Consider the following 24,309-nt stretch of genomic DNA (forward strand, 5'->3'; position numbering starts at 1 on the left):
TGGATTAGCTCATTTTCACTAGAAATAGAAGAAGCCTTTTTTGAATTCTGATATTGAAAGCAGTACAAAACAATAAAAACTGTATATTAAAACAGTTCAGGGACAATTGCATGGACGACATTCACCACAGACTACCAAATATCCTGAGCATTTTATGGCCATCTTTCGACATAAAATCCGAAAACAATGACTACCGCACCAATTCAAGGGCTTTGCTGATGCCTGTGGTACGGGTTGAGCTCCCATAAATAGCTCGGATATAACAAGTAAGGCCTCCAAGGACTAATATGATTACCAGGGGCACTGGAGAGGTCATTAGCAACTTCCTGGCTTACATTCATTATCCGCTAGATTAAGCCCTCTTTTTCGCAAAGCTTTATTCAAGACGGCTGCGAGGCGGACGCCACCTTGTTGTAAGCGTATTTCCACAGAGTCCTGACTGCGAAGGAAATACTTTTCCCCCAGTTGAATTTCATTGGTATAAGCCAGGTTGTGAGCAATCTGGTGGGACTCCCGCGCCCACTCTTCCACTGTAGTGGACTGCCATAGTTGACGTTCTCCTGGGCGGATTATTTCCGTTTGCCGCTGGGCATAGTCCTGCCAATCAGCCACTACACGAGAGACGAGCTGGATATCCCAAAGGGCATGTAGATTTGTTTCTTCACCAAAAAACTGAACCTGTACATCATTACCTCCCCGGTCTGAATAAAGGCCAGTATGAAGTGGCTGATGCAGGTCGCCAACAAAATGTGCAACAAACATTAAAGCCTCTGCCCGCGCGCTTTCCGGGCGGCTGCGATCCGCGAGAACTGCGGCAAACTGTTGGATGGCATTGAGGATACATCCCGCTGGTGGGCAATCTCGCGCGGCCTCATAGCTACGCCACCCGCGAGAAAGGTTGATATAGTGCATGGGCGCAGCCCAGTCATATTGCGCATTTGAGCGAATGCGATCTGCCCAGGTTGCCGACTCGGCCAAGTGAGGTTCCCCCACCTCTTCAAGAAGAAGTCCCACTTCTTTTGCTACGTCAGGACTTAAGTAGTGCCAGGCGATTTCACCGATTACTCGATGACCATCATCGCCCCAGGCATAGGCCTTAAGTACACTGAAGCATCCTATCAGAACAAAAATCAACCGAATGATTGCTTGCGACTTATTCATTTCAGCCACCTGTTATAGAAATTTAACCACTAACTCTAGTGAGAATTTGTGACAAATCACCTTTCATAAACTCCTTGGGTGTATCGCTCAAAAAATGTAACAAATCGTTCATCAACTCTTCAATTTCATCTGCTAAAAAGCACTCTGACCGAGATTTGGGAAAGTGTCTCGGAAACTAATACCACCAGTACTCTCAAAGTTACGTTGTTGGCTTTTTTAAGACCAGGACCAAGCTATGAAACCATCTCTATTTCCACGCGTGTGGTTATCTGCTGCTATTCTCTCATCGATTAGTGCGACCCCGGTTTCCCTCGCTCAGGAAACGGCCGCCGCCATTCGCGGTGCCATTACCGGTAGTTCTGGCGAAGTTATCCATGCAGCGCAAATTACGGTGGTACATACGCCCTCCAACAGTCGGCGGGTAACAGAAGTTGGAGAGTCCGGTCAATTCAACCTGAGCGGCTTACGTGCCGGCGGGCCCTACACCGTCATCATAGAATCCGATCAAGGGGATCGTACCTTTGAAGATATCTACCTCTCTTTGGGTGATAGCCTGCCTCTAATAGTATCTCTGGATACCGCCAATATTGAAGAGGTCAATGTTCTCGGTCGAGCTATCAATACCTCCCGCCAAGCAATGGGCCCGGCATCACATTTCAATAGCGATGACCTTGCGAGCGCCCCCGCCATCAACCGCGATATCAAGGATTTGTTGCGCTTGGACCCGCGAATTTATATCGATGAAGCCAATTACGATTCCATCCAATGTGCGGGAGCCAACCCTCGCTTCAATAGCCTGACTGTTGACGGCGTGCGTATGAATGACAACTTTGGTTTGAATAGTAACGGCTATCCAACTGAACGTATGCCATTCTCCTATGACGCTATCGATCAGGTAGCCGTCGAGCTGGCACCATTTGACGTACAGTATGGTGGCTTCAGCGCCTGTAATATCAATGCAGTGACCAAGTCCGGCAGCAATGAGTGGCACGGTTCTTTTTTCTATGATTATACCGATGATGCTTTTCGCGGGGACTCGCTAGAAGGAGAGGACATCAACGTAGCCAAGTTTGATGAAAAGCGTTACAACGCAACCCTTGGCGGCGCCATTATCGAGGATAAGCTTTTCTTTTTTGCAGCCTATGAGAAACTCGATGGTATCGCTACTTTTGACCGGGGCCCAGTTGGTAGCAATGCCGCTACTGAAGTCCAGGGCGTATCCCAGGCTCAATTGGACGAAATTGTACGAATTTCCAACGAGGTCTACGGTTACAATCCGGGCAGCTTACCCAACAGCCTTCCGGAAGAAGATGAGAAACTGCTAGTCAAGTTCGACTGGAATATTTCTGAAAACCATCGCGCCGCATTTACTTACAACTACAACGATGGTTTTTCTATTGCCGAGGCCGATGGCGATCCCGATGAGCTGGAACTGTCCAATCATTACTATGAGCGCGGGGCAGAGCTGAACTCCTACGTCGTGCAGTTATTTTCAGACTGGAGTGACATCTTCTCTACTGAAATAAAGATTGGTTATTCCGAGCTGGATAACCATCAGATTTCGCTGGAAGGGACTGATTTTGGTGAAGTGCAAATCAGCACTTCCTACGATCACGACAACGATGGCAGTGACACAGGTGCTACTGTTTATCTCGGTGCAGATGACTCCCGTCACGCCAACAAGTTGAGCTACGATAACCTGACCTTTAAACTCGCGGGCAAACTGCTTTTGGGTGAGCACAACCTAACTGCCGGCTACGAGCACGAAAATTTCGATATTTACAATCTGTTTATTCAGGAAGCCGCTGGTGAATATCGCTTTAGTAGTATTGAAAATTTTGAGCAAGGCGTTGCCGACTTAATTATTTATGAGAATGCTATTGGTACCAACAATATCTTGGATGCCGCCGCTGAATTTGCATACGATATCGACACTCTCTACGTGCAGGATGAGTACACTTTTGCCGACGTCGACCTCACCGTCGTCGCCGGCCTACGCTACGATCGTTACAGCAGCGATGACGAGCCTGTAGCCAATACAGATTTTACAGCAGCTTATAACTTCTCCAATCAGCACACCATAGACGGTCTCGGCCTACTGCAACCCCGACTGGGCTTGAACTGGAATGTCGATGATAACCTTGAGCTGCACGGTGGGGTTGGCCTCTACTCAGGTGGCAATCCGAATGTGTGGATTTCCAACAATTACTCCAATAACGGCGCTATACAAATTGAAGCCACTGATACCAGCGGCACTCCTTTGTTTGATATGGATTGGACTGGTAACGGCACTCCAATTTTCGACGTACCACAGTCCCTCTACAATCAAGTTGCTAGTGGAGACGGCTCTTTAGGTGGCGTAAACATGATGGACCCAGACTTTGAGGTTCCATCCGTTTGGAAATATGCACTTGGGGGGAGCTATGAGTTTGAATCTGGTTATCTAGTCACTGTAGACTATCTCTACAGCGACTATAAAGATGCAGCCATAATTCAAGACCTATCTTTAGAGCAGGCTAGTGCCGCAGCCGATGGCCGCCCGGTTTACGCCAACGCTAATGGCCGCAGGGGGGACTACATGCTCACCAATGTTAAGGGTGATTCCGGTTACTCCAGTGTTATCTCATTGGGGCTCAGTAAGTCTTTCGACTTCGGTCTGGATGTAGCGGTGGGATACGCCTATACCGATGCTAAAGACGTGAACCCCATGACCAGTTCAGTGGCCTATTCTAACTACACCACTATCGCCACGGTAGACGCTCAAGACCCAGGTACGGCGACTTCCAACTACGTGGTGCCACACCGTTTTACACTGAAGTTGGACTATGCCCGCGAGTTTCTAGCTGGGTATGAAACTCGCTTTACGCTCTTCGGTAGTGCAAATGAAGGCGTTCCCTATTCCTACACCTTCTCCAATTATATCTTTGGTGATGGGGGACGAGGGCGTGGCCTGCTCTATGTTCCGACAGATTTAGACGATGCCAATGTTGTCTTTGGGGAAGACTTCGATACCGACGCATTTTTCGCATGGATCGATTCTGAAGACCTAGATAGCGGCACTATGGAGCGCAACTCCCTCAGCAGCAATTGGTGGACCAAATTCGACCTGCGTGTTGACCAGGAGCTACCAGGCTGGCGCGCCGACGACAGACTCAATGCTTTCTTTGTCATCGAGAACCTTGGCAACCTGCTAAACGACGATTGGGGAGTAATGTACGAGGGTGCCTTCCCACGCTTCCAGGCTGCTGTAGATGCGAACATTGATGAGCAGGGCCGATTTGTATTTAACGAATTCAACGATCCAGCTGGTCAAACCCGCTTTACAGCGGCTTCCCTTTGGAGCGCCCGTATGGGAATACGCTACGAATTCTAAGTACAAAAAAGCCGCGGCAATTGCCGCGGCTTTCCTATTTTCAAACCTATAAATAGGCCTGCTCAAACGAATTTAAGCACTACCCAACCAACGGGCTAAAGTCTCCCGTAACAAATCCTTACTCAAGGGCTTGGTCAGAAAATCGTCCATTCCCGCCGCCAAACAGCGCCCTTCAAACTGCTCTTCCGTTGTGCTAGTCAGGGCAACAATTGGCAATCGATCATCCGGTCTGTGCTCGGTCTCCCATCGACGCAACATCTCAATAATTTCAGCACTGTGATCAGTATTTTGCTGACAATCCACCAGCGCAAGGTCGTAGTGTCCCTCCGACAGTCGGACCATGGCCTCCTCACCATTACCGGCAATATCCACTTGATAGCCAAGTGCCTGCAGCATTTCCTCAGTTACCCATTGGTGCGGACGCGAATCCTCAACCAACAGCAGGGAATATTGCCGCGGGTGATCGGCACCACCGGTGACCACTCGACGGGTGGTTCTCTTGGTTCCGCCAACGGTTCTCTCCACCAGGGTATCGTGCAACTCTTTGCGAGTTGCCGGGCGCCCCAGATAAAGCGCTGAGGGCACAAGCTGCTGGAGCTGTACGAAAGCAGACTTCTGGCCAAAACCACCGAGGCAAATCAGCGGACAATCCCTATTTTCACTGTGGGCCTGTTCAAAAAACGGGGTGACAGAATTAAACAGCGTGTCATCCCCCATGGCGGGCACCAGTAACACTAACTGACCACGCTCCAGGGCCTGCTGGAGAAGCTGCTGCACCTCACATTCACACCCCTCACACCAGCGCAGGGATTTAACGTCCATCCCAAATGAGCGAAGCACCTGTACAAGACCAGAAATAAACAGGCCCTTTTGGTGTATCAATAAAACTTCGCTATCTTGCAGCCGTCGATCCGGAGTGAGATAAGTGCGCTGGTTGGGTTCCATACTGAACTTAACCACCACCTGATAGCGATTGCCGTCCTGGTTGGAATGCAGTTGCAAATAGCCGCCCATAGCCTCTGCCAGACCTTTGGCAATTGAAAGACCGAGCCCAGTGGTCACCTGGTTGGTGTCCATCCTGGAAAAGGCTCCAAACAATTCGCTTTCATCGGGAAGGATTTCACCCCGCCCATCGTCCCTCAGGGTAATGTTCAGCTGCCCTTCAACGGATGTGATTGGGGTAAAACTCACTTCGCCCCAAAGTTCGCCGCGCTGGGCGATACCGGTGGCAGAATCCACCAGGTTACGGATGAGTTGTGCGGTTTTTCGGTTATCACCAGTCACCATCACCGGCAGGCTGTCATCAATCTGGAAATTAAATTCCAGAGACTGACTGTGAGCAGCGCGCGCGGCGAACTTAAAGGACTTCTCGATGGTTTTTACCAGGTTGAACGGCCCCTGGCGCATACGGATATCCTTACGCGCAACACGGGTAAACAAACCAACATTGTCGACAAGCTTAAGTTGTTGGCTGCTGGCTGTTTTGGCCAACCCAACCCACTCTTTCTGTCGCTCGCTGAGAGGCTCCGCTTCTAACAGCGATAGGGCCCCCAATGCATCGGATAACTGGCTGCGAAACTCCTGACCGATATTGACAATAAACTCATTGGTCAATTCTACGGCTGCTTCAGAGTGCTTGCGCGCGGCGGCAAGACTACTGGCACGCTGTTGCAACTCTTGCATCGCTGAGAGCCGCTCCCAATAATTTTCCGACTCGCGTCGCCCCTGATGAGCGGTCAACCAGATAAAGGCCAGAGTCAAAGTGCCGTAGATGGTACCGAGAATCATGCCGGAGAAAAGGGCCATTAGTGCAGCAGGTAACAGAGAGGTGGCGGTAAACCAGGCAAGAAAGCGGTGGTACGGTGAAAATACCGTCGTCACACTCGAACAAAAAATGACAGAGTAGATCCACAGGAAGTGGGTCTCGGGAGCAAACCCCATCAGGTAAACGAAGTAAAATAGGATCAAGCCCCACCAGATCGAACCGAGAATCGAAATAAAAAAGTAGTGATTTCTCCAGCGATTTGGCCCTGCGCTGTAAAGGTGACTAAAGCGAAAAACGTAGTAACCGCGAATCAACGTAAGTACCACCAGCCCAGCCCCAAGGATGAGCAGCAGGCGTGGAGCCTCAAGGCGCATGTCGCCGATGGTGGCCGCAATTAGGAAGGCACAGAAGGAGAGTATCATCCCCCGCCGACTGTACTTGGCAATGCGCATATCGGTGGCACGACAAATGCGCCTATCCTTCTGCACTTTCAGTTCAGGGCGATCAAATAACGTCATGGCGACCTTCCCTGAAGCATTGGGTATCCGGTGACATAAGGGCCCCTAGCCTATCCCAAGTACTTCAACCAGTACTGTTTTTATAATAAACCCGAGCAAGCCCAGGCCCAGCGCCGTAAACAGGATAAAGGTGCCGAACCTACCCGCCTTGGAGTCCTTGGCCAGGTTCCAGACAATAAACACCATAAATAGGATAAGTGCGCCGATCCCCAACCATAGGGAATACTCTTCAAACTGCTCAAAAGTCATGCAATTCTTCGCTTAGAAAATTGCCGCGCATTGTACAGTGCTTGCCGGCTACTGGTAAGACTTGGCCGAATACTGTCGGTCAGCATACCAACTCACATGACTGGCAGTTCAAGCACCCTGATAATAGTCCCCATCTTCCTGGGCGTGAGTACCACATCGCAAACGTCGTACTTCCTTCTCACGGTAGCGGCTATCGTGCCAACACCTAGGCAGTGGCTCTCCAGACAGAAAACACAGGTCTGTTTTATCAAAGACCTCTGGATCTTGGATCTCTTCGCCCCATAAATAGCGGCCAACCACTGTCAGCTCATAGGGATTAGAGAGTGTGACGACATCGGCCACCTCAACCAAGTGCTTGGTGGTTACATCTTTGAAAAGCATAGTGGCACCTTTTTCCACTTCCTGACTTCAGTATAGGGCTTTCGGCGACAATTCTGGCGAAAACTGGGGGCTAGTGGCATGGATGGTATAGAGGCCGCGCATCCCGCTATTAGGCAGCACGTAGTCTTTGATAAAGAAGAGTTCTTAGGAAAAATATGTACAAACTGACAAGTGATCGTCAAAGGGGAACCGGTTTCTACACCGTGTCTCCCCAATGGGAAGCGAGAGGCTCAGCCCCTCAACTCTCAGCCCTCTATAGTCAGGCGAGCAGAAACCATACCCTGCTCCGATAATGCATCGAGATTAATGGTGCGCACTCCCAACTGCTCTTTCATCAGTTGGTTGAGCCATGGCTGCAGGTCCTGATAGCGCACTTCCTCAACCCAAAGACGGATACGATTCTCCCGCTCCGGTTCAAAGCGCTTAATGGTGACCCGATTTTGCTTGGCCGCGTTAGTCACTCGTTGCAGAAGAGTTCCCGAGGCTTTGCCACCAGCCCCATTAGGCTTGATACGAGAGAGGACGGGGCGCTGGGACTCCATCCACTGTACCAGTTCCCTAGATTCTTCCGCACGGGTACGGGACTCATCGAAAAAGCCCTTCGCCGGGCTGAATAGGCCGTAGACGATAAAAAGACCACCTGCAAATAGGCCAAGGGCACCGAGGGCGCGTTGGTCACTGGATGACAGTGCGTGCCATTTCTGTTTCCACTGCGCGATTTGTTCTTTCATATCTCAATAACCACCAAATTCTCTCTGCCATTTGCCCGGTGCGCCTAGCGCACACGGACCCGCCCGGAAACACCCTTCTTCAGCTCATTGGCCCCGAGCAGATCAGCGCGTAAACCACTACTGGATAGCTTGCTAACAAAGGTATCCAGGTCTGAAAGGCTTTGTGCCTTCAACTGCAGTACCATTTCGCCACGCTGACCGTCAAAACGCAGAGATTGCAACTTCAGCTCTTTACCCCGCTGCTCTGTCCACACTTCACTCAACTGCTGCATGTGAGTGGTAAAGGTACCGCCCTGATTACCGGCGCCTTTCAAGAAACCATTGAGCTGCCTGCGCAACTGGGCTGAAGGGCGAACATTGGGAAACAGCTCGGTGAACATGGTGCGCGCTTGCTCTTCCGCTTGCTCGGCTTGCCAGTGGTAAAAGGCTCCCGCCCCAACAAAAAAGAGAAGTTGAGCAGCGAAACAGAAAGCGGCCACTTTAGCGGGTTTCACCCACCATACAGAGTTACTTTCCCCTGTGGAAAGCTGGTAATCACCACTGAGCAGATTGGCGAGGATACCCGGCTTATATCGCTCCAAAAAAATGTCTTCAGGGGGGCGCTGATTACTCTGTAGTCGATCGTCGAAGAGGGATTCCAATTCGGCCACGATAAGGCCATCCCCTTCTCCCGCGCCCAGCAACAGTAAGCTCTTCCCCTCCGGCTCTTCGCTGGTGTTTTCTTCAGGTGCATCGCCCTCACCGAGCAGAGAGCCGAGTAGAGGCTGGAGATATTCACGACGAATTGATAACCCTTGGCCACTTTTCTGCCAAATATGGGCCTGCTCACCTTCTAGCCATAGAGAGAGGTCACTCTCGAGCAGGTCCAAGAGCTGGTATTCAGGCAGCGCCGCTATTAGCGACCAGTTGAGCCGCTCCAACTGGCTGTGCAAGATGTCCATCTTGTCTTTGGCAATCGCATAAATACTGCAAATATCACCATGACGAGGCGAGCAGACAAAGTGTAGATCTTCTACATCCTCGGCTAGCTGCTCTTCCACCATATAACCAATAGCGTTTGTCTGGCGCCTGGCTGCTTTTGGAATAGCTTCAACGCCACTCCAAACCCAGTTGCCGGGCAGCAGTAGGAGGGCTTTGCTTCCCTCAGGTAAATTCAACGCTGGGAGAATTTCACTCTCGGTGGCCGTTTCAAATTCAGGGTCAAAAGCCGAAAGGAATGCATCATCCAGTGCCAGCTGCCGCCACTCACCCCCCTCCCACTGGTGCAGGGTGAGCTGATCATCGCTATTTTCAGAGAGCCGCAGCATGACCAAAGCGGGCTTCGGTGGGGCTGCAGGCATGCCGATTTCATTTACGCTTTTCTTTTTAAACATACAATCTTATTGGCTATCTACTATCTTCACCCGCTACGGTACCGTCGTAGTCGAGTAACTCCTGCATCATTGCACCAGAAAAAGTGCGGCGCTGGCGCTGCACTACTTTAACCGCTCCATCTCCATCCTCATCAAGCCACAGGGCGGTCTCCCAATACTGACGGTAATCTTCACTATCCCCCAGTTGGACAGCAATGCGCGCCAAAAAGTGCTGGCTGTGAAAACTAAACGGGTCTGTTTTGGTGATGTTGTAGGAGGAATAATCCCCCGACTGACTCAAGATGCCACCAGATTCGCGGAACTGCAGCAACTTAGCCACACTCGCGGAGGGGTCTACCGCCTCAACCAGCTCCTGTGAAGCTAAATTGATATTGATCTTGCTTTCGGTCTCAGGCAGGGCGCAGAGAAAAGGGGCGAGTTTCTGCCAATCCTCCTGTTCCATCTCCTGTACCGCTGACAGCTCGGATACATCGCTGATCAGGGTGTCAGGGGTGCGGTGCGCAACCTCCCTGCCGAGGTAGCCATCGTCCTCCGTTGCCGACGTGCGCGGGGTGTCATTGTCATCAATCCAATCGGCAATTGCTCCGGCCAAATCAGATTTTCCGGTGACATTACTCACCAGCCTTCGAAAAATATCAAACTGATCATTGGCGCTGGCCTCAGCCAGATTATTAACGTTAAAACAAGAGTTTAAGTCTTTGATATTTATGCGTATTTTGCCGTTGTCGGGATTGAATTGCAGCGCTGGGGAAGCCCAGGCCTCAAGTGCGTGATCGGCGGGCTCATCAGCTTCTTTATCCTCTTCGAAATCTTTGAGCAGCGCTACCCGGCTCCAGGCCTCTGCCCCGGCGACAAATTCGGCTAACTGAGTATTGGCCAAGAGCGCGCCACTGCGGGTGATGGCAATCTGATCGCGGGTAATCGCATGGGAAACCAGCGCAATAGCAATCACCATAACTAACAGAACGGTGATCAAGGCTACACCCTGTTGGCAGTGCAAAGCCTTTGGTGATTTACCTGCCTTCATCAATTACCATTTCCCCCGGTGTTAGTACTCCCCGGATTACGATTTAACCCAGGATTACCGTTTGGCGATCCCCCCCCGGAAGAACTGTAATCCACTGAGGAGAAAGAAAAGACTCGGCGAATTTCCCCGTACTGGTGGGTGAGCAAGACAAGCTCAATCGCTTTTGGTAACCGACTGTTGGCACTTGTAGGGGGTGTCGGAGAACCGGCCGGCGGCCACTGAGCCACCCAGGCATCGGAATCCGAATCAAAATACCTGAGGGTCAGGCTCTCGACCCCCGCTAGCAAAGGCTCGACAATAGGTTCTGAATCCGGCCCGCGGTCCAGTACCTGCCAGCGGCTGCGCAACAATAATGCGCCGGTGTCTTCTTCCTCGCTGAACGAGCTACGTTCATCGCTCTCTGGGTAGCCGATGCTATAGCCCAGACGCTGTATCTCCCCTCGAGGCTCCCCGGTGAGATTTGCCGCTCCCAGACGAGTAAATTCGAATTCGTCCTCATCTCCACGGAATGCGGGCTCATAGCCTGTATAGGCATTCTTTACCGGCCTCGCTGTAACCTGACGCAAGTCATCCTCCAGGCGGTAAAGCGCCATGGAGAAGCGGCGCAGCTCTTCGGCACGCCGCTCAACGATATTGTCCGTATTGTGAAAAACATCCAAAAGGGAAAAAGAGCCGACACTAATGATCGCCACAAGGACCAGTACGACGAGCACTTCGACCAGGGTAAAACCGGACTGAGCCTTCAGTGGCGGGATGTGTGTGGGGATCTTCATCGAAGCTACTCCTGCGCCGCCCAGGCATCGAGTGTCAGAGTCGGGTTTTCCGCATCGGGATACCCTACCTCGATCGTGATGTGGCGCAGACGCTCTTCGCTGGTAGCCTCTACACGGGCGGTCACTTCCCAGTCCCTCGCGGCAAAGGCCACCTCGTCCTTCTTTTCCCCAATTGGCGGCCAAGGGGTTTGTAGGCGCACCTGAGAAAGTACTTGTTGCGCCACCCAGTTCGCCGCGAGCCGTTCTTCCATCACCCGCTGGCGCTGCACACTGCTCTGCATAGTTCGCAATACACTGGCCGCGATAACCCCAAAGATGACTAGCGCGATCAATACCTCAACGAGGGTAAAGCCTCTCTGCACAGATGGGCGTAGGTATCTATAAGTCATCGGCCTGCCACTCTAATTGCAAGCCGTAGAGGCTGCTGTAGGAAATAGTCGCGCCGCGAGCAAAATCGCCATCTTCGATCAGGAAGACCGCCAGTTTCACCGGTAGGACCTCACCGCTGGAGAGGGCAACAAATTGTGGCTTGGTATCTTCCTCGTCACTCTCCTCTTCGGCAAACTCGGTGGATTCAGTTGAGGGAAGATCCGCCCCCTCCAGCACCTCGAGACGCACGTTGGCGGGAAATTCATGGGCCGCAAAGCGCTGACTGCGCCGGCTGGCCGAAGCCATATCGGGCGCCTGCCAAGTCATTGAGGAGGGATCAAACCGCACAACGATGTAAGACTCAGGCTTTAGCACCACGCCATAGTGGGTTTTGTCAATCAGAGCCCGATCGGCAACCAGCTGCAATAGCGCGGAGAGACGCTGAGTCTCGCCCTCCCATACACGTACCCCGGAACTGCCCAAAGACATCACAGCCATACCCGCTAGGCTGGCGATTATCACAATAACCACCAGAATCTCTACCAGGGTGAAGCCGCGATTGCGCTGGAGCCCTACCTGGGCTGATCGTTTATACATCAGGTATTGTTTGATCTGGGCTTACAAATCGGCAGCAAAAATATCGGCGGCCTCACCCTCTCCACCTGGCTTACCATCGGCACCCAGGGAGAACAAATCGAAGGCGCCGGAGCTGCCAGGGCTAATGTATTGGTAGAGATTACCCCAGGGATCTTTCGGTGCCTTTTTCAGGTAGGGCTCAGTCCAGTTTTTAGCTTCGGGGAAACCGGAAGGACGGGCAACCAGTGCCTCCAGTCCCTGATCGGAACTCGGGTACACGAAGTTATCCATACGGTACATATCGAGGGCAGTTTCGATAGCGCGAATGTCCACGCGAGCGGCCTTCATACGGGCTTCGCCCGTTTTTCCCAGGACACTGGGCACCACCATGGCGCCAAGCACACCGAGAATCACAATTACCACCATGACCTCAATCAAGGTGAAACCACCACTTTTGCGTAGATTTCGCATTTTTTTCTCCAAGTTCAGCTGAAAGCTGGGAACCCCCAGGGTCACGAGAGATATCGTGACCCCAATTTAAAAAATTTTCGCTTGTTTTAAACAGAGATATTGATCTTTACACTCAAAGCAGTAGGAAGCCGAGCAACCCGACAGCGCCGAGGCCAATGAGCACTTTAGATGCCTCTCTCAAGGTAAAACCGCGGCTTTTCAGTAAGGATTTCATTGTCCCCTCCTAAATAACCAGCGTCCCAATTCTATGGACTACACCTCTTTGAGCACTACATGGCTAGTTCGTTCATGCTCATAATTGGCATCATAATGGCCATCACGATAAATAGTACGATAGCTGCCATCACAAGTAACATGAGTGGTTCAAACAAACTCACAAAAGCGGTTACCGCACCCTGTAAATCTTGCTCCTGAGACTCCGCTGCCCTCTGTAACATCTCGTCCAAGGTACCAGAAGATTCACCGCTGGCGATCATATAGATCATCATTGGAGGGAAATAGCCGATATCTTCCATGGCGCGGTGCAAGCTGCCACCCTCACGCACGGTTTTCTGAGCGGTTTCCAGGCGATCCTTAAGGAACTCATTGGTCATTACACCTCGGGCAATACCCATGGCTTGTACCAGAGGAACACTACTCCCGGTCAGGATTGCCAGGGTGCCCACGTAGCGGGCACTTTGCGCACCGCGAACCATCCAGCCAATCACCGGCAGTTCCAGTAGCCGATGATGAAACTTGTACTTGATTGCCGGGCGGCGTAACAAAATCGCAATACCGGCAATGGCCGCACCCAGCGCGGGGGGTACCAGCCAGCCCCAGACGGCAATAAAGTCACTCAGTGAAACCAGTACTCGAGTGGGTAGCGGCAAAATCTGTCCGGTACCGGTAAAGACCTCAATAACATCCGGCACAACATAAACCATCAACCCTGTGACCACGAGGACACAGATAAACACCAGCACCAGAGGGTAAATCAGCGCCAATTGCACTTTCTGCCGAAATTGCTGCTGACCCTCGGTGTAGTCACCCAGGCGCTCCAATACGGCATCCAGGTGTCCAGAGTGCTCACCAGCCTCGACGGTGGCGCGGTAAAGTTTCGGGAAAGCCTTGGGGAAACAACCCAGGGCTTGCGCAAAGCTGTGCCCTTCCAAAATCTTTCCGCGCACAGCCAACACAACGCGGCGAATTTTTTGGTTGCGGGTCTGATTGGCAATTGCCCCCAGGGTTTCCTCCAGGGGAATGCCTGCACGCAGCAGGGTTGCGATCTGTCGGGTAAGTAGGGCCAGGTTTTTAATACTGAGTCCCGGGCTTCCCGACATAAAGCCACTGGCACTCTTTTCAGATTGCTCAGCGGCCGGGGCAATATCCAGGGGCACCATCCCTTTGGCGCGCAATTGTTGGCGCGCAGAACGGGCACTGTCCGCCTCTAGGGTACCTTTGCTTTTCCGACCGGATGCCGCGAGGGCTGTGTACTCAAACGCTGCCACGATCAGGACTCCTGGGTAACCCGCATAACTTCTTCAAGGGAGGTTCTCCCCGCCAGGATCTTGAGGATTCCATCATCGCGAATACTCGGCCCAACCTTGCGCGCTTCCGCCACCAGTTTGCTCTCCGAGGCTCGATCGTGAATCAATTGGCGCATGGTTTCATTCAAGGGGACTAGCTCGTAAATGCCGATTCGGCCCACATAGCCGGAATGGTTACACTGATCGCAGCCATTGGGGTTGTAGATGATCGCCTCCTCTCCAGGGGCGACCCCCAGCATTGCTCGTTCACTCTCATCAGGCACATGTGGCTGCTTGCACTCGGGGCAAAGTACCCGCACCAGGCGCTGGGCCAGGACCCCAATCAAGCTTGAAGACAACAGGAATGGCTCGATTCCCATATCTACCAGGCGGGTTACCGCACCCAGGGCAGTGTTGGTGTGCAGGGTTGAAAGGACCAAGTGCCCAGTCAAACTCGCCTGAATGGCGATCTGCATGGTTTCCAGGTCACGGATTTCACCGACCATCACCACGTCTGGGTCTTGGCGCAAAATAGCGCGCAACCCACGGGCGAACGTCATATCCGCCTTGGTATTCACCTGAGTTTGACCAACGCCTTCCAGGTTGTACTCGACCGGGTCTTCCACGGTCAGAATATTCTTTTCCAGGCTATTGATACTGCCTAGACCCGCGTAGAGAGTGGTGGTTTTACCGGAACCTGTTGGGCCAGTTACCAGGATGATGCCATGGGGATGCGCGAGCAACTCTGTCATCACACTGAGATCCCTGTCCGCCATGCCCAGTTTACTTAGGTCCATCTTACCTGCCTGCTTATCGAGCAGACGCATCACCACCCGCTCGCCGGCGGACGAGGGCATAGTAGATACACGGACATCCACTTCCCGCCCCGCCATCAGGAGAGAGATTCGACCATCCTGGGGAATACGCTTTTCCGCGATATCCAGCTTGGCCATAACTTTGATACGAGAAACAAGCAGAGGAGCCAGGGCGCGTCGGGGCTGGAGTACTTCACGTAGTACACCGTCGACCCGGAAACGCACCACCAAGCGCTTTTCGAAGGTTTCAATATGGATATCAGAGGCGCCCTGCTTCAGAGATTCCGCAAAAATCGCATTGATCAGCTTTACGATAGGCGCATCGTCTTCCTGCTCAAGTAGATCTTCGGTTTCCGGAAGGGAATCCACAACTGCGGCCAGATCCAAGTCATCGCCGAGCCCTTCGACTCCAGAGAGGTTTCCCCCCTCACGATTTTCGTAGAGGCGCTGCAGGGCCATCTGGAATATTTCATTCTCTACGGCCTCCAAGCGCACCGCACCGCCGTTAACACGTTGCACCTCGGCAATGGCCGAGGGGCTCAGCGGTGCGACATATTGGCATACCGGGCGCCCCTCCTGTTCCAGTAGCAGGACCTTGTGGCGCTTGGCGAAAGCATATGGAAGGCGGCGAATTGCTGGTGTCCCTGTTCCTGTATCAACCGTCATTTATATTCTTCGACCTCCAGTACCTCAACCTCTTCCGATACGCCTTCCAAAGCGTCTTCCAGATTATCAACGGCATTGATAGAGCCATCCACCGGGGCCGGACTCTCGTTGTAGGTGCCTGTTGGCGGCATCAGGTCTGGTAATGCATCACCACGGTGCCAATCCCACAGCAGACTCGTTCTGTCTTTGAGGAAGATCTGCTTTTGCTGCATATCCATGTAGCGCTTACGAGTTTCTTCATAAGCGGCCGTTTGGGTACTTAAGATCTTCGGTTTCAGGAATACCATCAGATTAGTTTTGGTAACATTTTTTGTATTGTTCCGAAACAACCTGCCGATTCCTGGAATGTCACCCAGTAACGGTACCTTCTGAACAGAATCTGTCACTTTATCTTCGATCAATCCACCCAGCACCAGGATCGCGCCATCATCAATCAGGACCTTCGTGCGAATTTCGCGTTTGCTGGTAATAATATCCGAGGCCCCTACAGCTTCATCAGCTGCTGCCGAAAGGAGATCTTCAACCTTTTGCTCAATTTCCAAAGTCACGGAATTGTTGTTGTTCACCCTCGGCGTCACTTTGAGGGTGGTACCAATATCTTCGCGCTGAATGGTGGTAAAGGGGTCGCCGTTGCTACCGGAAAGCAGTTGCTCACCGGTAATAAAGGGCACGTTCTGACCGACCAAAATCTCAGCTTCTTCGTTATCCAGCGCCATAATGGTCGGCGTGGATAGGATATTCGTATTGCCAGCTGTTGCCAGGGCGTTAACCGCAACCCTCAGGTCGGTGCCACTAAAATAGCCCAAACTCAAGGTGTTTAGCTTGCTGACACTGTCAAGGGGAAGGGAGAAGGGGTTGATATTCCCGTCGGCATCAGTAGCCGGCAGATTATTCCAGCCCGCAACAATACTTTCATCGGCTCCAGCGATCCAACTGATCCCTAAGTTATTTTTGGTATCCTCTTTAACCTCAACAATCACTGCCTCAATCAATACCTGAGCGCGACGCACATCGAGACGGGCAATAACACCCTTCATCGTTTCCAGTAGTGCCGGGGGAGCGGTAAGTACCAGGGCGTTGAGCGATTCATTCACCTGAATGCTGACTTCTACGCTGGCTGCCTGCTGGTCCTTCTCGGTATTTTGGATACTTCCACTCATCCCTTCCAGAATCGGTTTCAAGTCCGCCGCATTGGCGTACTGGATATACACCACTGCAGTATTGCCATCGCCATCCAGCGGCTGGTCCAAACGGCCAATAACGGTTCGAATTTGCTGACGGGTCACCGGGTCTCCCGTCAACAGCACACTGTTTGAGCGCTCATCCACCGCAATGCGCAGTGGCTGAACCTCCCTGCCCGCACCCTTGCCCCCACTGGCTTGCAACAAGTCATTGAGGATCTGCTTAACCTCTTTGGCGGAGGCAAACATCAGAGGAACAACCTCGATATCAATGGCACCAGCGCGGTCAAGCTGTTTTACCAAACGTATGATTTGATCAATATTCGCTGCACGGTCGGCAATAATCAGGGTATTAGTATCGGCATACGCAGCGAGATGACCAGTCTGCGGTATCAGTGGGCGCAGCATAGCGATCAGCTGGGAAGCAGAAATATTTTCTACGCGCACGGTGCGCACAACCAGAGATTCGGCCGGCGCTCGAGTGTTCTCGTCGGCCACTGGAATTGCTTGTTGCTTAGCGAGCGCATCGGGCACCACTTTCCAGGTACCGCCCTGCTCTACCAGGCTGAAGCCATTCACCTGGAGTACAGACATAAAGACATCAAAGGCTTCATCGTGTGTCATAGGGTCACCGGCAACAACGGTGACTTTCCCCTTAACATTGGGGTGAACAATAATATTTTTGCCGGTGAAATCGGCTGCCCAGTTAATCAGGTCACGAACATCGGCATTGTCGAGAGAGAGGGTAACCCTCTCCGAGCCTTGAGCCAGCGTTGCAGTAGACACAAAAAAACCAAACCCGACCGCAATCAGCCGTCGATAAAACATCTTCATCATTATTTATCTGGCTCTAGTAAATGTTCAAAAACTCAAAACAATCTAGTTAGACAGTTTTATTGGGGCTGGCGCTGAGCACGACGCTCACGAGCCAATTCACGGAGCTTTTCCATCCGCTCTCGAATGCTTTCCTGGCTCGCTTCACGTCTTGCAGTACTTTTTGTACCACTCTGCCTGGACTTGCGTGTCAGGCTTGAATAATTCTTCAGTGGAACATTCGGGCGACCGTCCACTTCTGGATATGTCAGCTTTTCCATCCTGCCATTACGACGAAGAACCACATGGTCTACCTCAACAGAATAAAGTTCTGCGCCACCAGGTAGTGAGTCCCCTACAAAGAGACGCTTTGCCGCTTTGCCTTTTTCGGCAACCAGTGCACTGGCTTTATTCTTATCCGAGTTATCTAAAACGCCAGAGAGAACGATATTCAGCTGGGTTACCGGGATACTAGAGAGATCGACCTCGGGAGTAGCTTCTTGTTTCTTGGCTTCGGCATAGCCAAAGAAGGGGGTGTTGGGAATTGAAGACGCCTGTGGAGCACCCAGACGGTTATCTTTACGTTCGGCCAGCAGAGACTCTTCCGGCTCCGATGGCATGAGTAGGGAACCGTAGGCAAGCAAGTTGCCCGATACCCAAAGCAGCCCCACCGCGGATGCCGCCATGGTGCCACGGGAAAACGCTCGGCGCGCATCACCCTGACCAAAGCCATTATTAACTGAGCCAATGGCTCGCCTTAATGGGGACATGAACATACCCACTTACAAGTTCAACTTTTCTAGGTTATTGGTTTTTGACGCCTATTTTGTTGCCTTATCCTAGGAAAGGCAACGCTCCTGCCCAGTTAAACGTTGCAAACCATCACTTCGTCCCCGAAATTGCACACTAGTTCCGTAGATCAGATCGCCAAAACAAGAAAAGGCGGCAATGCGCCGCCTTTTCAATACTGAGTAGTACAGCAATCAAGGATTACAGTTTTGCTTCAAACTCAGGAACCGCCTCAAACAAATCAGCCACCAAGCCGTAGTCAGCAACCGAGAAGATTGGAGCCTCTTCATCCTTGTTGATCGCCACAATAACCTTGGAGTCTTTCATGCCGGCCAGATGCTGGATAGCGCCGGAAATTCCTACCGCAATATAGAGATCGGGAGCAACGATCTTGCCAGTCTGGCCAACCTGCATATCGTTGGGAACAAAACCGGCATCTACCGCGGCGCGGGATGCGCCAACCGCTGCACCGAGCTTATCCGCCAGTTTGTACAGCATTTCGAAATTTTCACCGTTTTGCATGCCGCGCCCACCTGAAACCACCACGCTAGCGGCGGTAAGTTCAGGGCGGTCGGACTTGGCGAGCTCTTCGCCAACAAAGGAGGAAACTCCAGCATCGTCGGCAATATCTACGGATTCAACAGCGGCACTACCGCCCTCGGCAGAAACGGCATCAAAAGCAGTTGCACGCACTGAGATTACCTTAACGGCATCTGAGCTCTGCACGGTTGCAATAACATTGCCGGCATAGATTGGACGCTTAAAGGTATCAGCGCTCTCAACAGAGATAATGTCGGAGATCGGCTGAACGTCCAACAGGGCTGCGGCGCGCGGCAGCATATTCTTGCCGGTGGTGGTAGCGGGAGCCAGGATATGACCGTAGTCTTTCCCCAGGTCGGCAACCAACTGGGCTACATTTTCAGCCAGCTGATGCTCATAGGCGGCATTGTCAGCCAACAATACTTTGTTAACACCATCAACTTTGGCGGCAGCGTCCGCCACAGCGGCGCAACCGGCGCCAGCCACTAGTACGGCGATATCGCCACCGATCGCCTTGGCCGCGGCAATGGTATTGAGCGTAGCGCCCTTCAGTTCGGCGTTGTCGTGTTCAGCAATAACCAGAATGCTCATCAGATTACCTTCGCCTCGTTTTTCAGTTTCTCTACCAGTTCCGCAACGTCAGCAACCTTAACACCGGCTTGACGCTCTGCGGGTGGCTCGACTTTCAGCGTTTTAGTGCGAGGAGTGATATCTACACCCAGCTCGTCTGGAGTGGTGGTATCGAGAGGCTTTTTCTTCGCCTTCATGATATTCGGCAGAGACGCATAACGCGGCTCATTCAGGCGCAGGTCCGTGGTTACGATAGCCGGAAGCTTCAACTCTACCGTCTGCAGGCCGCCATCAATTTCACGGGTCACTTTTACAGTGTCACCGGCTACAACCACCTCGGAAGCAAAGGTACCCTGCCCCATTCCGGTCAAAGCGCCCAGCATCTGACCGGTTTGGTTGTTGTCGCCATCGATAGTTTGCTTGCCGAGAATCACCATTTGCGGCTCTTCTTTCTCAACAATTGCTTTCAGGCATTTGGCTACAGCAAGCGGCTGCAGTTCGGCATCGGTCTCAACCAGAATGCCTCGATCGGCGCCCAGCGCCAGGGCTGTGCGGATTTGTTCCTGGCTCTGCTTGGGGCCCATGGAAACGGCGATTATCTCGCTGACAACGCCTTTTTCCTTCAAACGCACCGCCTCTTCAACTGCAATTTCGCAGAAGGGGTTGATAGACATTTTGACGTTGGCGATATCAACGTCAGTGCCGTCCGCCTTAGGGCGAACCTTGACGTTGTAGTCGACAACGCGCTTCACAGCTACAAGAACTTTCATGGAAATCCCGTCTCAAATATGCTTTTTAACAGCCGCGACTGACGATTCTCATCGCGAACGGATACGGTGTTCTGGTCAAACAGGTGTTTGAACGGCGTGTATGGTGGCGGTTCTATACGGCAAAATCAATAGTCAAATAGAAGTGACTGCTGCCATTCACGCAATCTATTTCAGAGAATAGAGACCATCTATTCAGTCCCCCTAAGCTGTTGAAATACAGCACATTTGCCATAGCAATTGAATAGTCATGCAATTGGTAGGGTTCAATAAAGGCCTATATAATCCGCCATCTATATAAATGATAAGGCCGGAATGGCCGTAAAAAGTTGAATACAACTGCTGAGGAGAGTGCCGTGGAACGCGAATCAATGGAATACGATGTAGTGATCGTGGGTGCAGGTCCAGCCGGACTAGCAGCGGCCTGCCGTATTCGCCAGCTAAATGAAGACGTCTCAGTTTGCGTTGTAGAGAAAGGCTCCGAGGTCGGCGCCCACATTCTCTCAGGCGCAGTTTTTGAGCCAACCGCTCTGAACGAGCTTTTCCCCGACTGGAAAGAGCGCGGTGCTCCTCTGAACACCGAAGTCAAAGGCGACGATATTTACGTTCTGCGGAGCGATGAAAACGCCATCAAAGTGCCCAACCTGCTTGTGCCGAGCACTATGCACAACGAGGGTAATTACATTATCAGCCTAGGCAACCTATGCCGCTGGCTGGCTGAACAGGCAGAAAACCTGGGAGTGGAGATATTCCCAGGGTTCGCCGCAGCTGAAGTTCTCTATAACGAAGATGGCTCAGTAAAAGGTATCGCCACAGGCGATATGGGTATCGGCATGAACGGTGAGCAGAAGGACTCCTACATGCCCGGTATGGAGCTGCACGCCAAGTACACCTTGTTTGCCGAGGGTTGTCGCGGACATTTAGGCAAGCAGCTGATCGAGCGCTTTAAGCTGGATGCCGATGCAGACCCCCAGCACTACGGTATTGGCATCAAGGAAATTTGGAAAATTCCCGCTGACAAACACCAACAAGGTCTAGTGGTCCACACTGCCGGCTGGCCCCTAGAGCAAAGTGGCACCCACGGCGGCGGGTTCCTATACCACCTGGAAGATAACCAGGTCGTTGTAGGGCTGATCACCGACTTGGCTTACAGCAATCCACACGTGAGCCCCTTCGATGAATTCCAGCGCTACAAGCACCACCCGGTCATTAAGCAATACCTTGAAGGCGGTCAACGTGTCGCCTACGGTGCGCGCGCAATCATCAAAGGCGGATTGCAGTCCCAACCGAAGATGACCTTCCCCGGCGGCCTGCTGATCGGCGACAATGCCGGCACTCTTAACTTTGCCAAGATCAAGGGCAACCACACCGCCATGAAATCCGGCATGATCGCTGCTGAGTCTGTGGTGGAAGCCCTGGCCGCTGAGCGCAACAATGCTGAGCTGACTGAGTACACTACCAAGTACCGCGACAGCTGGGCCTGGAAGGAACTGCACGTACAGCGCAACTTCGGTCCTGCACAACACAAGTGGGGCAATATTCTCGGTTCCGCCTATGCCTTCGTGGATATCAATATATTTAAGGGCAAGCTGCCCTGGACCCTACGCGACACCAAAGCGGACCACGCCCAACTGAAACCCGCCGCGGACTGCGCCAAGATTGACTACCCCAAGCCCGATGGCGTGCTCAGTTTTGACAAGCTGTCCTCCGTGTTTATCTCCAACACTAACCACGAAGAAGATCAGCCTTGCCACCTGACGCTGAAAGACTCAGAAATCCCGCTGAATCACAACCTGCCTATCTACGATGAGCCGGCACAGCGCTACTGTCCCGCAGGCGTCTACGAAGTTATCGAGGACGCGAACGGCAAGCGCTTCCAGATCAATGCACAGAACTGCGTGCACTGTAAGACCTGTGACATTAAAGATCCGACTCAGAACATTGTCTGGATCACTCCGGAAGGTGGCGGCGGCCCCAACTACCCAAATATGTAAGCAGTTTGCTTTCTGGCGCCTTCGGGCGCCATTTTTGTATGTGCCCTACCCACTTAGCCCCCCATGAAAGAACAAAAGTAGAAGGAATCCCTCCGCGAAGATCGCAGCGGAATGTAGTCGCTCGCAAACCAAAAATTGTAGTGCGCATTCGGAACGAATGCCTGCCAAACCTCCTCCCAAGTAAATTTGACACCACCACACTCAGGCGCATTAGATCCACCGGAAAGCTTTGCACCCCAGCACTTTTTAATCTCTCATTATAAAAACTGGCAATCTTTTCAAGATCGACATTAATAGTCCCCCTTGCTTACATTGCCGTTACTGGGACAGCCTCCAGCTGGGCACCCAAACGCGCTGTCTGATTTTTCGTCTGAGCAGCACGAACTCCCCAATCTTTTATTTCCTTTCAGAAACGCACACAAGAAAGATCCAAACTTTCATATTTTTAATATTTGTTGAATTCGACGTGTATATGCCCCGATCAAAACGAAGGAACATCAACACAAATTAGATCGCGCCGGTTACACAAAGCTACAAACCAACCCGATCAAAGCATTAGAAAAAACCGCTTTAATCAGGTATTTTTCAAAACGGGGGGCGCTATAAGCGGTAGATGCGCCTGGGTTTACAAAGTACAACCCAAGCTTTTAGGAGAGATCAATTATAGGAGCCTAATAGAAATTTTTTGCCTGCGCTGTGAATAAACAGTTGTCCTGAGCCATTCGAGCCCTGACGCTCCTCTTCCGCCCATTCTATGAGCTGATAAAAAACATTACGGGAAACCCTGGCCATCAACCCCTTGCGAACCTCGAAATAAGGGATAAGTTGAGAGGGCGTGCCAAATTCCAATAGCTGCCAAATGCTCTCATCATCCAGCTCAACAACATCCCCCACATTCGTGGTAAATAGCAGCTTTTGCGCATTCTCATCGGTGGAACTACGGGCGACCTGAGTAGCTACAAAAGGCACGTCTTCCACCTGAATCCGCAACTTCTCAACAGGAGTCACCAAAAAGTATTCATCAGCCTCTCTCTTCAAAATGCTGGCAAACAACTTCACCAGCGGCTGCCGCTGAATTTCTGTGCCCTCATGGATCCAGCGGCCATCACGCTTGATAACCATATCCATATCACCACAGAACTCTGGGTCCCACCGGTCTACCGGCGGGTGACCGTGGAACTCCTTTTGCAGCTTTTGCAGTTGCTGAAACAATGGCTCAGCCAAAAGAGGACCCCGCAGTTTCACCAGACTGGTCACCCTCCAAGGGCTTTCGCGAGGAGGTATCACCAATATGAACACCCACATCCATAATGAACTCCATTAACCCCTCCCGATCCTCAATCACATCAGAGAAGGATTTGGAGTGATAGAGCTCCACAGCACCCTGCACAAGGGCCCAGTAGGTTGAGTAGTAGTAATACGCTGGTACCTTCTTCAGCATGCCCTGCTCTATCCGGCGCTCAAAGACACGATTCAAGGCGGAAGTGTTGGAGTTACGGATAGCGTGCAGCTCAGAGATCATCTCTGCGGCCAGATTGAGAGATATGATCTTCTCCTCCAGGCGCTGGAAAAGACGATCCTTGCCCGGATCGGCCATGCGGGATTCAAAGTAGGCTCGGGCAGGCGCCGTAATATCACCCTTTTCCGCATTCTCCACAGCGACCTTGAGGCGCTCTGCCAGGGACTTTTCATAGTCCATGAGTAAGCGCATGTAGATTTCTGTTTTTGAAATAAAATGCTTGTAGATGGTGCCTTTGCCGATATCTACACGCTCAGCAATCTGCTCGACCGTGACCTTTTCTTCACCGTGCTCCAGCAGAAGCTCCAGAGCCGCATCCAGGATGCGCTGCTCTCGCGCGCGAAACCTCTGAACCTTCTCTTTTGCCTTATCCATACTTCCGA

21 protein-coding genes are annotated in these 24,309 nt (G+C 52.0%); 2 read left to right on the forward strand and 19 right to left on the reverse strand.

The features are described 5' to 3' along the window. Positions 1–315: 315 nt before the first annotated feature. Complete coding sequence (locus ACCI51_RS14390) at positions 316–1,161, reverse strand: S1/P1 nuclease (RefSeq protein WP_299585791.1); 846 nt, start codon at positions 1,159–1,161, stop codon at positions 316–318. A gap of 235 nt (positions 1,162–1,396) precedes the next feature. On the opposite strand from ACCI51_RS14390, the gene ACCI51_RS14395 reads away from it, so the two are divergent. Then, positions 1,397–4,534, forward strand: a complete 3,138-nt coding sequence (locus ACCI51_RS14395) for a TonB-dependent receptor (RefSeq protein ID WP_371844239.1) — start codon at positions 1,397–1,399, stop codon at positions 4,532–4,534. A gap of 72 nt (positions 4,535–4,606) precedes the next feature. On the opposite strand, the gene ACCI51_RS14400 is transcribed toward ACCI51_RS14395, so the two are convergent. The 16 genes from ACCI51_RS14400 to ACCI51_RS14475 form a co-directional block, all read right to left on the reverse strand. Then, a complete protein-coding gene (locus tag ACCI51_RS14400) occupies positions 4,607–6,817 on the reverse strand; it encodes a response regulator (protein WP_299585789.1) in 2,211 nt (736 codons plus the stop codon). Positions 6,818–6,862: 45 nt separating this feature from the next. Then, positions 6,863–7,066 (reverse strand): DUF2788 domain-containing protein, encoded by a 204-nt coding sequence (locus tag ACCI51_RS14405; RefSeq protein WP_152453643.1) that lies wholly within the window; start codon positions 7,064–7,066, stop codon positions 6,863–6,865. Between the two features lie 108 nt (positions 7,067–7,174). Next, entirely contained in the window at positions 7,175–7,447 is a 273-nt protein-coding gene (locus ACCI51_RS14410; RefSeq protein ID WP_020412888.1) for a hypothetical protein, read from the reverse strand. A 245-nt stretch (positions 7,448–7,692) separates the two neighbouring features. After that, positions 7,693–8,178, reverse strand: coding sequence for a type II secretion system protein GspM (gene gspM, locus ACCI51_RS14415; RefSeq protein WP_371844240.1), 486 nt, complete (start codon positions 8,176–8,178; stop codon positions 7,693–7,695). Positions 8,179–8,222: 44 nt separating this feature from the next. Continuing rightward, positions 8,223–9,551 (reverse strand): type II secretion system protein GspL, encoded by a 1,329-nt coding sequence (gspL, locus tag ACCI51_RS14420; RefSeq protein WP_299585785.1) that lies wholly within the window; start codon positions 9,549–9,551, stop codon positions 8,223–8,225. Positions 9,552–9,564: 13 nt separating this feature from the next. After that, a complete protein-coding gene (gspK, locus tag ACCI51_RS14425; RefSeq protein WP_371844241.1) occupies positions 9,565–10,578 on the reverse strand; it encodes a type II secretion system minor pseudopilin GspK in 1,014 nt (337 codons plus the stop codon). Next, entirely contained in the window at positions 10,578–11,351 is a 774-nt protein-coding gene (gene gspJ / locus ACCI51_RS14430; RefSeq protein WP_299585781.1) for a type II secretion system minor pseudopilin GspJ, read from the reverse strand. Before gspJ ends, gspK begins: the two co-directional genes overlap by 1 nt. Positions 11,352–11,356: 5 nt before the next feature. Beyond that, on the reverse strand, positions 11,357–11,740 hold the full coding sequence (gene gspI, locus ACCI51_RS14435) for a type II secretion system minor pseudopilin GspI (RefSeq protein ID WP_299585779.1): 384 nt from the start codon (positions 11,738–11,740) through the stop codon (positions 11,357–11,359). Next, on the reverse strand, positions 11,730–12,317 hold the full coding sequence (locus ACCI51_RS14440; protein WP_371844242.1) for a prepilin-type N-terminal cleavage/methylation domain-containing protein: 588 nt from the start codon (positions 12,315–12,317) through the stop codon (positions 11,730–11,732). Before ACCI51_RS14440 ends, gspI begins: the two co-directional genes overlap by 11 nt. A 21-nt stretch (positions 12,318–12,338) precedes the next feature. Beyond that, positions 12,339–12,767 carry a type II secretion system major pseudopilin GspG gene (gene gspG, locus ACCI51_RS14445; protein ID WP_299585775.1) on the reverse strand — a complete coding sequence of 143 codons (429 nt, stop codon included), beginning with the start codon at positions 12,765–12,767 and terminating at the stop codon, positions 12,339–12,341. A gap of 269 nt (positions 12,768–13,036) precedes the next feature. After that, complete coding sequence (gene gspF / locus ACCI51_RS14450; protein ID WP_299585773.1) at positions 13,037–14,254, reverse strand: type II secretion system inner membrane protein GspF; 1,218 nt, start codon at positions 14,252–14,254, stop codon at positions 13,037–13,039. A gap of 2 nt (positions 14,255–14,256) precedes the next feature. Continuing rightward, positions 14,257–15,753 (reverse strand): type II secretion system ATPase GspE, encoded by a 1,497-nt coding sequence (gene gspE / locus ACCI51_RS14455; protein WP_299585771.1) that lies wholly within the window; start codon positions 15,751–15,753, stop codon positions 14,257–14,259. Next, a complete protein-coding gene (gene gspD, locus ACCI51_RS14460) occupies positions 15,750–17,771 on the reverse strand; it encodes a type II secretion system secretin GspD (protein ID WP_371844244.1) in 2,022 nt (673 codons plus the stop codon). Before gspD ends, gspE begins: the two co-directional genes overlap by 4 nt. A gap of 56 nt (positions 17,772–17,827) precedes the next feature. Next, positions 17,828–18,517: a type II secretion system protein N gene (locus tag ACCI51_RS14465; protein ID WP_299585767.1), complete on the reverse strand. Its 690-nt coding sequence runs from the start codon at positions 18,515–18,517 to the stop codon at positions 17,828–17,830. Positions 18,518–18,737: 220 nt separating this feature from the next. Beyond that, entirely contained in the window at positions 18,738–19,667 is a 930-nt protein-coding gene (locus tag ACCI51_RS14470; RefSeq protein ID WP_371844246.1) for an electron transfer flavoprotein subunit alpha/FixB family protein, read from the reverse strand. Next, the gene (locus ACCI51_RS14475; protein WP_299585764.1) at positions 19,667–20,416 is read right to left on the reverse strand and encodes an electron transfer flavoprotein subunit beta/FixA family protein; all 750 of its coding nucleotides are present in this window, start codon (positions 20,414–20,416) and stop codon (positions 19,667–19,669) included. The genes ACCI51_RS14470 and ACCI51_RS14475 overlap by 1 nt, the downstream gene beginning before the upstream one ends. Before the next feature lie 353 nt (positions 20,417–20,769). Here ACCI51_RS14475 and ACCI51_RS14480 point away from each other — a divergent pair, with 353 nt between their 5' ends. Next, positions 20,770–22,407 carry an electron transfer flavoprotein-ubiquinone oxidoreductase gene (locus tag ACCI51_RS14480; protein ID WP_299585762.1) on the forward strand — a complete coding sequence of 546 codons (1,638 nt, stop codon included), beginning with the start codon at positions 20,770–20,772 and terminating at the stop codon, positions 22,405–22,407. A 657-nt stretch (positions 22,408–23,064) separates the two neighbouring features. On the opposite strand, the gene ACCI51_RS14485 is transcribed toward ACCI51_RS14480, so the two are convergent. Both ACCI51_RS14485 and ACCI51_RS14490 read right to left on the reverse strand, forming a co-directional pair. Then, on the reverse strand, positions 23,065–23,631 hold the full coding sequence (locus ACCI51_RS14485) for a DUF1285 domain-containing protein (protein ID WP_371844247.1): 567 nt from the start codon (positions 23,629–23,631) through the stop codon (positions 23,065–23,067). Then, entirely contained in the window at positions 23,624–24,301 is a 678-nt protein-coding gene (locus ACCI51_RS14490) for a TetR/AcrR family transcriptional regulator (RefSeq protein WP_299585758.1), read from the reverse strand. Before ACCI51_RS14490 ends, ACCI51_RS14485 begins: the two co-directional genes overlap by 8 nt. Between the last annotated feature and the right edge of the window lie 8 nt (positions 24,302–24,309).

It is taken from the genome of Microbulbifer echini, assembly GCF_041447225.1.
Lineage (GTDB): Bacteria > Pseudomonadota > Gammaproteobacteria > Pseudomonadales > Cellvibrionaceae > Microbulbifer > Microbulbifer echini.